This window comes from Geobacter psychrophilus, from assembly GCF_056821595.1.
The window spans coordinates 1,967,384-1,980,094 of sequence record NZ_JBXDTU010000004.1; the positions used below are offsets into that span (position 1 = coordinate 1,967,384).

At 52.1% G+C, this 12,711-nt stretch carries 8 protein-coding genes; 2 read left to right on the top strand and 6 right to left on the bottom strand.

The window, feature by feature from the left end; genetic code table 11:
• Window positions 1-15: 15 nt before the first annotated feature.
• From ACOCF6_RS11505 to ACOCF6_RS11530, 6 genes are all read right to left on the bottom strand, one after another.
• On the bottom strand, window positions 16-2,019 hold the full coding sequence (locus tag ACOCF6_RS11505; RefSeq protein ID WP_482460520.1) for an oxidoreductase: 2,004 nt from the start codon (window positions 2,017-2,019) through the stop codon (window positions 16-18).
• Window positions 2,016-2,966 carry an MBL fold metallo-hydrolase gene (locus ACOCF6_RS11510; protein WP_482460521.1) on the bottom strand — a complete coding sequence of 317 codons (951 nt, stop codon included), beginning with the start codon at window positions 2,964-2,966 and terminating at the stop codon, window positions 2,016-2,018. Before ACOCF6_RS11510 ends, ACOCF6_RS11505 begins: the two co-directional genes overlap by 4 nt.
• Window positions 2,967-3,009: 43 nt before the next feature.
• Window positions 3,010-4,788 (bottom strand): acyl-CoA dehydrogenase family protein, encoded by a 1,779-nt coding sequence (locus ACOCF6_RS11515; protein WP_482460522.1) that lies wholly within the window; start codon window positions 4,786-4,788, stop codon window positions 3,010-3,012.
• 74 nt (window positions 4,789-4,862) lie between these two features.
• On the bottom strand, window positions 4,863-6,035 hold the full coding sequence (locus ACOCF6_RS11520; protein WP_482460523.1) for a thiolase family protein: 1,173 nt from the start codon (window positions 6,033-6,035) through the stop codon (window positions 4,863-4,865).
• Window positions 6,036-6,067: 32 nt separating this feature from the next.
• A complete protein-coding gene (locus tag ACOCF6_RS11525) occupies window positions 6,068-8,455 on the bottom strand; it encodes a 3-hydroxyacyl-CoA dehydrogenase/enoyl-CoA hydratase family protein (RefSeq protein ID WP_482460524.1) in 2,388 nt (795 codons plus the stop codon).
• Between the two features lie 35 nt (window positions 8,456-8,490).
• Entirely contained in the window at window positions 8,491-10,302 is a 1,812-nt protein-coding gene (locus ACOCF6_RS11530; RefSeq protein ID WP_482460525.1) for an AMP-dependent synthetase/ligase, read from the bottom strand.
• Between the two features lie 662 nt (window positions 10,303-10,964).
• On the opposite strand from ACOCF6_RS11530, the gene ACOCF6_RS11535 reads away from it, so the two are divergent.
• Window positions 10,965-12,260 (top strand): OmpP1/FadL family transporter, encoded by a 1,296-nt coding sequence (locus ACOCF6_RS11535; protein ID WP_482460526.1) that lies wholly within the window; start codon window positions 10,965-10,967, stop codon window positions 12,258-12,260.
• 96 nt (window positions 12,261-12,356) lie between these two features.
• Complete coding sequence (locus ACOCF6_RS11540) at window positions 12,357-12,662, top strand: hypothetical protein (RefSeq protein ID WP_482460527.1); 306 nt, start codon at window positions 12,357-12,359, stop codon at window positions 12,660-12,662.
• Window positions 12,663-12,711 lie beyond the last annotated feature (49 nt).

The following is a 12,711-nucleotide window of genomic DNA, read 5'->3' on the forward strand; positions in this document are numbered from 1 at the left end:
CCCTTTGTCGTAAGTTCAGCAGATCTCGCGACCGGCTGTAAAGCCTTGATGAACTGCGTCAAAAACCATGGCGGGCTGCTGGGCGTCTCCAACGACACGAAACGGAATGCCGCTGGCAACTGCCAGTTCCTGGAGCGGATTGTGTGCGCGTGTACCGACAGCCAGCACAACCGAATCGGCCGAAATATCTTCGAGCTGACCTTCGCACTCTATCCTGACGCAATCAGCTGTGATCTCAATTACTTTGGCCGTGGCGCGGGTCTTGACACCATAGCGCTCCACATCCTGCATCATGCCCCATCGAGTACTCTTGCCGAAGTTTTTGCCCAGTTCATCCAGCATTTCGATTATGGTGACAGCCTTGCTGCCATGGGTTGCCAGTCCGTACAGCTCTTCGACCGGTTCGGCAGCATGGACCAGCAGAAACTTGAGTGCCTCTCCGGAAAGAGTGCCTTTCTCCGCCAGCAGCAGCGCGGTTTCAATACCGACCGCACCGCCACCGATCACGACCACCCGTCTGCCGGTCATAACTTCCCCAGCCAACACATCCCAGGCCTGGACAACGTGCGGCAGATCTACACCCGGAATAGATGGGGTTATCGATCGGCCACCGGTAGCGAGAATCACCGCATCCGGACGGGCATCTTTCAGCAACTGCCCGTCAACTCTGGAGTTGAATACTACTGTCGCGCCGGATAACTCTACCTGCCGTTCCAGATCAGCGGCCAGCTCCAGAAACTCTTCCCGTCCCGGGGGAGCGCCAGCCAGCAGCAACTGTCCTCCGAGCCGGTCGCCAGCCTCGTGAAGCGTCACGCGGTGACCAAGTTCGGCAGCGGCAATGGCCGCGCTCATGCCGGCCGCTCCTCCACCGGCAACGACAACGGCCAGAGGTTTATCGGCCTTGACAATCGCCCGTGAACGTTCGTATCCTGCCCGCGGATTGCAGAGGCATTCCACCGCCTTCATCTTGAAAAGGTTGTCAAAACAGCCCTGGCCACAGGCCACGCAATGGACAATGTCCGCTTCATGGCCGCTGCGGGCCTTTTCCGGGAAGTAGGGATCGGCTATCAAAGCCCGTCCGACCGCCACCATGTCGCAGTAGCCATCAGCGATCATCTCACGTGCCAGATCCGGATCGTTGATGCGGTGGCTGGCGATAACCGGTATACTGACCCGCTCTTTTATCCCTCGCGCCAGATAACCGAAGACGCCGCGCGGCACTTCTGTGACGATTTGAGGTACCTGTGCTTCATGCCAGCCGACGTTGATACAGAGGGCATCGACTCCGGCTGCCGCCAGTCGCACAGCGTACTCCTGAAGTTCCGCGCGATTAGACCCACCCTTCATGAATTCATTGCCGTTCATCCTGACCAGCAGCGGAAACTCGGCGCCTACGTTGGAGCGGACGGCCTTGATAACTTCGAGTCCGAAACGGATACGGTTGTCAAAGTCGCCGCCGTACAGGTCGGTGCGCTTATTGGTGAGCGGAGAGAGAAATTCGCTGATCAGGTAGCCGGTACCGGAGAGGATCTCGACGGCATCGAATCCGGACTCCTTGACACGTCCTGCTGCCTGGGCAAATCGGCTGATGATCTCCTCTATTTCTTCAATATCCAGCTCATGTGGTGTTTCGCGGGTCAAGCGTGACGCGATTGCCGAAGGCGCCACCGGCTGTTTGCCACCCATCAGCATCGAGTGGTTATAGCGTCCGGCATGGTTCAACTGGACTGAGGAACGGGCGCCATTGTCGCGGATAGCGGTTGCCAGGCGAGTTAACCCCGGAATATAGATATCCTTGTGGGCACCGATGTTGCCGGGGTTGCCGGAAAGTTCATCTACCGTTGCGTACCCTACCGTGATCATCCCTGCCCCGCCGCGGGCCCGTTCGGCGTAGAAATCAACCAGACGGTCGCTGACAGCATAATTCCCGGCCATGTTCATGTGCATGGCCGGCATGAAAATGCGGTTCTTGACCTCCATGTGGTTGATGCTAATTGGTTCAAAAAGCGGATCAATCATAGTTCTCTCCGTTTCGCAACTGCCTCATACAGTGTACTGACCGTATCAAACAGACCGATCTGTTCTAGTGATGCCTTGAGCAGTTCAGGGTTCTCGAGAAAATCCAGCATGAAGACAATTTCCGAAACCTTCAGATAGATGAAAAACGGCTCGATCAGCCTCCCCTTGAAGATCTTCTCGATAATTTTGTTGATGGCCAGGCCCCTGAAGGGGAGCACCTGTTCAGCTCGCTCCAATAGAGTCTTAACGTAGAAGAGGATTACTTCATCAACTCCTTCGACGTACTGGCGATGCCCCGGCATGATGCGCATTCCGCGCAGTTTAATCAGGTTGAGTAGTGAGCTGCAGTAGGCATCAAAGTTTCTGTAGCGACCTGCAAAGCTTTCCAGATCAGTATCGAGAAGAGGGGCTTGAAAGATGTTTCTGAGAAGAATGTCACCGGTCACGGCATAGTCACCGACCAGATAAACCAGATCACTCTGGGAGTGTCCCGGACATGCAAGATAGCTGATTCCGAGTTTAGCCAGTTCATCCGACTCCTCTACAATCCGGAATCGCTCTGGTATGGCAGGGAAAATTTTGTTCCGTTCAAAAGATTCTCTCAATTGAACGGAAAAATCCCCTCCAAAACCGTATCCATTCAACAGTTCACCCATCCGCTCCATCCGTTCGGCGTGGCGTTGAAACTTGATGGCGTCACTGCGCGGAATGAATACCTCTGCATCGCTATGCTGAAGTATAAAGTTGGCTTGTCCGTAGTGATCCACATGGCAATGGGTAATGAACAGGTATTTCAGGCGTTTGAGATCGACGTTCTTCAACAGGCATGCTTCCCCTTCCGGCGTGGGAGGGGCGGTGTCGAACAGCACAAGGCCACCGTCAAGCTCGGTGCTGTAAAGATGTACCTCCCCCACGACGTAGGGGGTTTGGACAGTGTGCTGCAGCATGATGCTCCGAGGTGGGGCGACCGCAATGGCCGCCCCTGTTTTTTTAGAAAATAAATTTATCTGCTTCAATAGAAGCGGCTGCCAGCTGGCGTTTTGCCTTGAGCAGTCCGGTAGCATCATACTTGGTAAATCTGCGGATACCTGCCAGCAGCATGGTCAGGGTATCCCCTTCCTCGATGTAGTAAGCGGCCCGACGTGCGGCGGAAGCCGCCTTTTCGTTGCCGTTGAAAGTGAATACTTTCACGGCGGCGCTTACCGAGGCCTTTTTGCTCTCGCTCAATTTAGGCAGGATCTTTTCGGCGCGCAATACGGCGCTTTCGATGGCAAAGATATTGATCGCCAGATCGGCTACGGCCAGTAGGATCTCCTGCTCATCCTTAATCGTATCCATGAATTTTTGCACCCCGCTGCCGGCCAGCACCAGGAAAGCCTGTTTCAGGCTGGCTACCAGGGCCTTTTCTGTCGCAAAGGGAACAGAATCATCCAACTCGTCAAACGATGGCGACATCAGGGATTCAAAGGCTTTCATGGCCTCCTTCTGCAGCGGGATTTCCCCCTTCATGGCTCGACGGAGGATAATGCCAGGGATCAACAGACGGTTGATCTCGTTGGTACCCTCCCAGATGCGGTTGATGCGTTCGTCGCGATAGTAGCCTTCAGCGGCGTATTCCTGAATGAAACCGTAACCGCCATGAATCTGAAGTACCGAATCTACGACTTCTGCTAACACCTCGCTACAGAAAACCTTCGCGATAGCGCACTCGACGGAATATTCTTCGATTCCCTGCTGATAGGCTTCATAATAGTCAGCAGTATCTTTCGGGACTGTGGCAAGTCGATCATCGATCAGACCTGCCAGGCGGTAGACAACCGATTCCGACGCAAAAATGGCAGCGCTCATGTCGGCAATCTTTTCCTGAATAGCCCCGAAGCTTCCGATAGTTACACCGAATGCCTTGCGTTCGTTGGCATACTTGATCCCGGTGGTTAGTGCCGTCTTTGCTGCACCGGTTGCGCCGGCGCCCAGCTTGAAGCGCCCAACATTCAAGACGTTGAAGGCGATCTTGTGCCCCTTGCCGATCTCCCCCAGCAGGTTTTCAACCGGTACCTTGGCGTCCTGGAGGATGATCTGGGTAGTGGATGAACCCCTGACCCCCATCTTGTTCTCTTCCGGCCCTACGCTTAGGCCTTCGGTACTCCGCTCGACCAGGAAGCCAGTGAAGTGCTGTTTGTCAATTTTGGCAAATACGGTGTAAATATTTGCTATGCCACCGTTGGTGATGAACTGTTTGGTGCCGTTGAGGATATAGTGCTTCCCGTCTGCGGAGAGAGTGGCGGTTGCCGCCGCCCCCAGCGCATCACTACCAGAGCCCGGCTCGGTGAGGCAGTAGGCCGCAATCCACTCACCGGAAATCATTTTGTCGAGATACTTCTCTTTCTGCGCTTTGGTGCCGTAATAAACCAGCGGGAGTGTTCCGATGCCGGTATGGGCGGAGTAGGTTACCGAAAACGATCCGGCCTGAGACAGTTTTTCTGCCGCCAGCATGCTGGTGGCCTTGTCCAGTTCCAGTCCGCCGTATTCCTCGGGGGCATCGATCATCAGTAGCCCCAGTTCACCGCACTTTTTCATCAATTCTACCGTCAGCGTCAGATCGTGATGTTCTATCGCTTCGCGATGCGGGATAACCTCATTCAGTACGAACTGCTCGGTTGTGTCGCCTATCTGTCGCTGCTCGTCGGTAAAATCCTCCGGAGTAAAGACATCGTTCTTATCAGCTTCGGTTATCAGATATTCAGCGCCTTTGAATAGTTTTGCGGACATGGTATCACCTCGGTATTTTTTGTAAGTTTTACTTTTTTTTGTCTCCCCCTTTATAAAAAGGGGGATTAAGGGGGTTATACCTTCTCAAAAATCCCCGCCGCACCCATGCCGCCGCCGATACACATCGAAACTATGCCGTAGCGGGTATCCGTGCGCTGCATTTCCTGAAGTATGCTGGCAGTCAGCTTGGCACCAGTGCACCCCAGAGGATGCCCCAGGGCAATCGCCCCGCCGTTCACATTAACTCTGGCAGGATCAATACCCAGTTCCTTGACGCAGGCCAGGGACTGGGCCGCAAAGGCCTCGTTCAGTTCGATCAGGCCGATGTCGTCCAGCGTTAATCCGGCCATTTTCAGCGCTGCCGGAATGGCGGCCACCGGGCCGATGCCCATCAGTTCAGGCGGCACCCCTTTGACGGCAAATGCCACGAAGCGGGCCAGAGCCTTTTTGCCGATCTTTTTGAGATAATCCTCAGAGACAACCAGCACTGCAGCGGCGCCATCGGTCATCTGGGAGGTGTTCCCTGCGGTAACCGTGCCGGTCGCCTTGAAAGCCGGTTTCAGCTTGCTCAGGCCGGCGACAGTCGTATCGCCGCGCACACCGTCATCCGTATCGACCAGTTCTCTGCTTCGTTTCATTTTCCCATTAATCAAGGCACAGTTTTCTACTTCAACAGGGATGATCTCATCCTTAAATTTCCCGGCTGCGATGGCGGAGGCGGCCTTGGCATGGCTGGCAACAGCAAAAACATCCTGCTCTTCGCGACTGATGCCGTACTTGTCGGCCACCAGTTCGGCAGTAATCCCCATTGAGGCAAAGGCCTCCGGCCAGCTGGCCATCAATGAAGGATTAGCGCTGTACTTAGAGCCCCCCATAGGAATCATGCTCATACTCTCGGCGCCGCCGGCAATAATGCAGTCGGCAAATCCGGCCATGATCCGCTCCGCAGCGGTCGCGATCGTCTGCAGACCGGAAGAGCAAAAACGGTTGACCGTCTGGGCCGGAACTTCGACCGGTACGCCGGCCTTCATTGCCGCCACGCGGGCGAAGTTCATCCCCTGCTCCCCTTCGGGGAAGGCGCAGCCGATAATGATGTCTTCAACGTCATTCGGGTCTATGCCGGTTCTCTCCAGCAGCCCCTTGATGGCCGCCGCAGCCAGATCATCCGGGCGGACATCCTTCAGCTTTCCTTTTTTTGCGCGGCAGCCGGGGGTGCGGTAGGCGGCCAGAATATATGCGTTTCTCATGTATAACCTCCATAAGTGTGGTGTGTGTATTATTAGTTGCGCAACGGTTTCCCTGTTTTGAGCATATGCTGGATGCGCTCCAGAGTCTTCTTCTGACCGCAAAACTTTACGAATGCTTCACGTTCGAGCTCCAGTAGATATTCTTCCGTGATCAGGGTGCCGGCAGGGACATCGCCGCCGGTGATGACTTCGGCTATGGTGCCGGCCAGGTACTGGTCGTACTCGGAGATGAATCCCCCCTGCTGCATATTCCAGAGCTGGGACTTGATCGAGGCGGCTACGCTGCGACCGGGTGCCTTCAGGCCGTTCAACGGTTTTCCAGGCCGGTAATTGGCGGCAAGCGCAATGGTTTTCAGTTTGGCGTCATATATACGTTTATCAATATTCATCGTGATGGCATCACCCTGGCGCATGAAACCCATGCCGTAGAGTTCGGCAGCAGACATGCTGACCTTGGCCATGGCAATGTTCTGGAAGTTCTTTATGATGAACGGCGTAACATCGGCATCGTTTTCTTCCGCCAGTTTGATGGCCCGAATCGCCATCTCCTTGGTTCCGCCTCCACCGGGGAGCAGACCGACACCTATTTCAACCAGCCCCATATAGGTTTCCGCATGGGGAATAATTGCATCCGCATGGAGACATGTCTCGCAGCCGCCGCCCATAACAAGGTTGTGTGGAGCAGCAACCACCGGTATTTTAGAATATTTTATTGCCATCATCGCTTTCTGGAAGGCTTTTACCGAGAGGGAAATATCGTCAAAAGCCCCTTCGGCAACCGCCATCGCCAGCATCATCAAGTTGGCGCCGGCAGAAAACATGCTCCCTTCGTTGGCGATAACAAGACCAAGCCCTTCTTCTTCCGTCCGTTTGATTGCCTTATGAATCATGGCAAGGATCTCGGAACCGATGGCGTTCATCTTGGTGTGATATTCGAGACAGAATACGCCGTCTCCAAGGTCAATCAGGGAGGCGCCGCTGTTCTTCTCCAGCACCTTATTGTTGCGCTTCAGCATCGAGAGACTGATTGCGGTGGCCGGCCTCGTGACTTCCCGGTACTCGTTATCCATGATGCTGAAATAGTAGCTCTTGCCATTTTCAATCTTGTAGAACTGCTTTGCCTGCTTCAGGCAGGCGGGAATTGCCAGGCCGTCTTTTTCAGCACGGGCAACAAAAGCCTCGACCCCCAATGCATCAATCATTTCAAACGGACCGAGCTCCCAGTTGTAGCCCCACTTCATGGCGTTATCAATATTGACGATATCGTCAGATATCTCCGGTATCCGTTTTGCAGTATAGATCAAAGTGTCGCGCACGGTTCTCCAGGCAAACTCGGCAGCATTGTCCGTACCGTTAACTAGCGTTTTTAATCGCTGCCCCGGGTCGTCAAGCTGCTTGGTGGCGAGCACCGAGACAAATTTCGGCGACTGGGTCGGTTTATATTCGCCACTCAGATAATCGTAGTAAAACTTCACATCCTTGCCTTCGACCTTCTCCCGCTTGTAGAAACCCTTTTTCACCTTCTTGCCGGTGATGCCGTCCTCCACCATCTTCACCATGAAATCGGCCACCTTGAACATCTCCCGCTCGTCATCGTTGACCAGGATTTCATAGGTGTTGGCGCCGATGCGCACGGCGGTGTCGATGCCGACCAGATCCCAGAGGGCAAAGGTTGCCGTTTTCGGCCGCGCCATGGCGGTTCCGGAGATGGCATCAACCTCTTCGACGGTGAGCCCCATGTCAATCATGTGCTTGCCCGCATTGCTTCCGGCATAGACACCGATGCGGTTGGCAATGAAGTTGGGCGTGTCCTTGCCATAGACAATCCCTTTGCCAAGGCGGGTGCTGAGAAATTCAGCCATGAAAGCAAATATTGCCGGATCGGTGTCAACGCACGGCACCATTTCCATCAACCGCATATAACGGGGCGGATTGAAAAAGTGGGTGACAAAGAAGTTTTTACGGACGTTTTCCGGAAGCGCCTTAGCCATCTCGTTCACCGACAGACCGCTGGTATTGGTGGTGAGAATCGCCCCGTCCCTGAGATTGGGCACGACCTTATCGGTGTAAAGGCCTTTTTTGATTGCCATGTTCTCAAGAACGACCTCAATGACCCAGTCACATTCCCTGATTCTCTTCATGTCATCCTCGAAGTTACCAACTTCGAGATATGAGGCGTAACTCGGTATGAGGAATGGGGCCGGCTTCATCTTCAAAAGCCCTTCCAGGCCAGTGGCCGCTATCCTGTTACGCACCTTGAGGTCACTGACCGTGAGGCCCGCCGCTTTTTCAATATCGTTCGTTTCTCCAGGTACGATATCGAGCAGAAGTACTTGAACACCAGCATTAGCGAGATGGGCGGCGATGGTCGCTCCCATAACCCCCGCCCCAAGAACAGCCACCTTATTGATTTGTTTCATTGTTTTCCTCCCTGTCTGTAATAATCTGCTTAGTTTCAGTTGCTGTGATCCGCGTACATGTCCTCTATCTTCTGCTTATATTTCTCATAAATGGGCTTGCGCCTGAGCTTCAGCGTCGGGGTCAACTCGCCACCTTCGATTGAAAAATCATTGGCCAGAAGCACGAATTTCTTGATCGTTTCATACGGGGCAAGACGATTGTTGATATCGGCAAGTCGCTGCTCGAGCAATTTATGAACCTGCTCATTCATGACGAGATCCTCCATTTCAAAATAATTGAGATGCTGCTCTTTGGCGAATTCCAGCATCCTTTCCATGTTAAGCACAAGCAGTGCGGTAAGATACGGTTTGCGATCGCCGTACACAAAAGCCGAGGAAACATATTTAATCATCTTCAATTCATTCTCTATCGGTTGCGGGGCGATGTTTTTACCGCCAGCGGTAATAATAAGCTCTTTCTTACGGTCGGTAATATAAACAAACCCGTCTTCAATATGCCCGATATCACCAGTTTTGAACCAGCCATCCTGAAACGCTTCAGCCGTGGCCTCCGGATTGTTGTAATAACCAAGCATGACCTGCGGCCCCTTCACCAGTATTTCGCCATCCTCAGCAATTTTAAACTCTGTTTGCTTCAGCGGGACTCCGATAGAACCGAAACGGATGTGTTCAAAACTATTGAAGCTTAGTGCCGGGCTTGTTTCGGTCAATCCATATCCTTCCAGAATCGGAATGCCAATCACCCAGAAAAATTCATTGATCGACTTGTCCAGGGGGGCGCCGCCACAGCAGAACAGTTTCATATTTCCGCCAAACCTGTCTCTGACTTTGCTGAATATCAAGCGATCTGCGAGTGAGTATTTAAAATTAAGCAGTTGGGATGGTTGTTTGTCGATATAGGTTGCGGCAACATATTTTTTTCCGATAGCAACAGCCCAGTGGAACAACGCCCTTTTTGCAGCAGGCATCTGATGCGCATTCTCAAAGATCCGGTGATATATCTTTTCAAACAGGCGCGGCACACTCACCATTATGGTCGGCCGTATCTCCATCATATTTTCCGGAACTTTCTCAATACTGTCGGCAAACGCCATCAGGCAACCATTGCGGATGGTCATGTAGTAGCCGGCGGTTCTTTCAAGAATGTGGCTTAGCGGTAGAAAACTAAGCAGAACATCATTCTCATCGATCACCTTGCTCTGTTCAGATAGAAGCTGGGTGTTGGTCAGTATGTTATTGTGTGACAGCATGACCCCTTTTGGAACCCCTGTTGTGCCTGATGTATAAATAAGCGTCAGCAAATCACTAGGTTTAATCCGGTCAATTCCTGCCTCAATCTCTTTTTTATCTTCCGGGGTGATGGGGGAATCTATCTCAGAGAGCTGGTAGAAAGTTGTAACCGGCAGGCTCGGATCCCCCAGAAACCGTTCGAATGAAACAACCAATTCCAGTCCCGGAATCGCTTCTCTGACCTTCAGGAGTTTGCTGTACTGGAACTTTCCAGACACAAAAATAATTTTGGCTCCCGAGTGGTTGACCATGTATTCGATCTGTTCCGGGGTGTTGGTCGGATAGATCGGCACGGTAACGCCACCAGCACACAAAACCCCCATGTCGGCGATAACCCAACCTGCACGGTTTTCAGAGAGGATAGCAATCCGGTTGCCTGGCTTGACACCCATCTTGACGAGTCCTCTGGCGACCATCAGCACACGCTCGTAGTACGCGGCATATGACAGTGATACAAAGACTTCCTGTTTGCGGTATTTGAGGGCCAGGCGCCCTTTATATTTTGAGGCGTTCGACCGCAGCATGTCGGGAATTGACTTGAAAGCAACTTTATTCATTGACTACCACCTGAGCAAATATATTTTACACAACGCTACATAACCTTAACATGCATGTCAAGTTGTATTTATAATTATTTTCTATTTTTAGCACCAATCCGCCACGACCTTCTCTCTACAAACTTTTTATCACCATCCTTTCTGGGCCTAACATACAGCAGTAACGATACCCTGCGCAGGCTTGGGGGTAATTAAAATCACCACAAATACGCACTAGACACACATCGTTTAATTTATTTTACTTCAACAAACCTTCCAGTCCCAAACGCTCTAACACATAATATTCTTATTTTATTTATTTATTTATTTATTTTCTGTAGTCCCAATTTGATACTAGCAAGCTGCCTGAATCGCTTACCGCTCCGCAATTTTAAACAATTTGCCAAACATTGTTATTTTACATCTTGACATCGACGTGAAGGTGAAATACTGTACCGAAAACATAGTTCTAAAACATAGCGGAAAGGCTGAAGTAAAAACATGGACCCACGTTCAAAACGTCTGCGAAATCACATACTGTCAATGAGAGTCAACGATAATGAACGGGGGGTGATTCAAGACTGCGCACAACAAAATGACGCACGCGTGTCAGATGTCATGAGGGATGCATTGAGAATGTACATACAACACAGGACAGAACACCCACGGAAAGGAGTATTGAAATGAGAAAAAAACTGGTGACAACGTGTATTACGGCTGCAGTGATGGGAACGGCAACCATGTCGTTTGGAGCGGGATTCAAGATCGCAGAACAGGGTGCCAAGGCGATGGCCATGGGCAACGCTTTTGCCGCCCAGGCAGACGATGCCTCTGCACTGGCTTACAACCCGGCCGGTATAGCCTTCCAGAAAGGAAATCAGCTGCAGGTCGGCAGCACAACCGTTCTTGTGCCGCAAACACAATTTGACGGCACAACAAAACTCAGTGGCACCACAATCGTTTCCGATAAAGCCAACCGTGACATTTTTTTGGCACCAACCGTCTACGCGACCACTTCACTGGAATCAGTCCCTCTTTCGTTTGGCCTGGGCATCAACTCGTTTCATCCACTGGCAAAACGTTGGGACGCCAGCAGTGAATTCCGAGACAGTATTCAGGAGATATCAATCAAGCCGATCAACTTTCAGCCGACCGTAGCTTATCGTCATGATGACTGGAACCTGTCGGTGGCCGGCGGCCTGGACATAACCTATGCCCAGGTTTCAATGCAGAAGATGGCTTATAAACAGTTGCCGGTCAGTCCCACACTAGGACCACTTTCTGGTACATACCAGGAACTGGGTAGCTTGGGGGCCGATGCTACTGCTGTTGGTTATGGCTATAACTTTGGTATTCTGTGGAAACCGCTCTCAAACCTCAGCTTCGGAGCGGCATATCGGAGCGAAATCAAGCTTGACCTGGAAGGCGATGCCAATTTCCTCCGAACAGGACCAAACGCCGCCGCTTTGGGATTAGTTACATCCAAACTTAAGGCATCCGCCTCAACCAGCATTACGCTTCCGGATGCCATTACACTTGGTGTTGCATGGAAACCGATCAACCAACTAACCCTGGAGTTTGATGCCGAGCGTACCGGCTGGAGCAGTTACAACAAGCTCGAACTCGAATTCAAGGCTCCAATGACATCCTTCAATAAAAATCCGGATGCCAAGAACTGGAAAGATGTCTGGGCCTACCGCTTTGGCGCACAGTATGCCGTAACGCCCAAAATGGATCTGCGAGCCGGCTATGCCTATGACAACAGCCCTGCCCCGGACTCAACCCTCGGCCCCGAATTGCCGGACGCCGATCGACATAACTTCAGCATCGGTTCCGGTCTGCATAATGAATTAGGTTCCATTGACATGGCTTACATGTGGGTGCATTGGGTCGACCGCACCGTAGCAAACGCCAAAGAGGCGGGTACATTCAAAAGTGACGCATACCTGTTCGCATTATCAGTTACCTACAAGTTTTAATAGCATTTCAGAACACCGGGTTTCACGTGGGGGCCGTCGGCCCCCACTTTCATTTAAAGAACAACCGTTTTCAAACAAGCTTACAGGAGCGCAGATATGTCAGAGTCTATTTTCAATACCCTGCAGGATAGTTATCAGAAGGGTGTTTTCAGCGTACCAACAACTTTTTATTTCTCTATCGATGACATCAAGAAGACGGTGACGCTGGGCGGGGAAGGCTGTACAGTCGAGGAGGGAAAGACGGTCGAAGATGCCGACTGCGTATGCAAAACAAATGCTGCTATGTTCGACAGAATCTGGAACGACGGCTACCGCCCAGGGATCATGGATTTCATGGGGGGCAAGATCAAATCAAATGCTCCGCAACTCTTGCAGCAGTTTCTGCAGGCATTCGGCAAGTAAGTAAGTAAGCATCCCCTGGCAAAGCCGGGGGATTACTCAGAGGAATTTA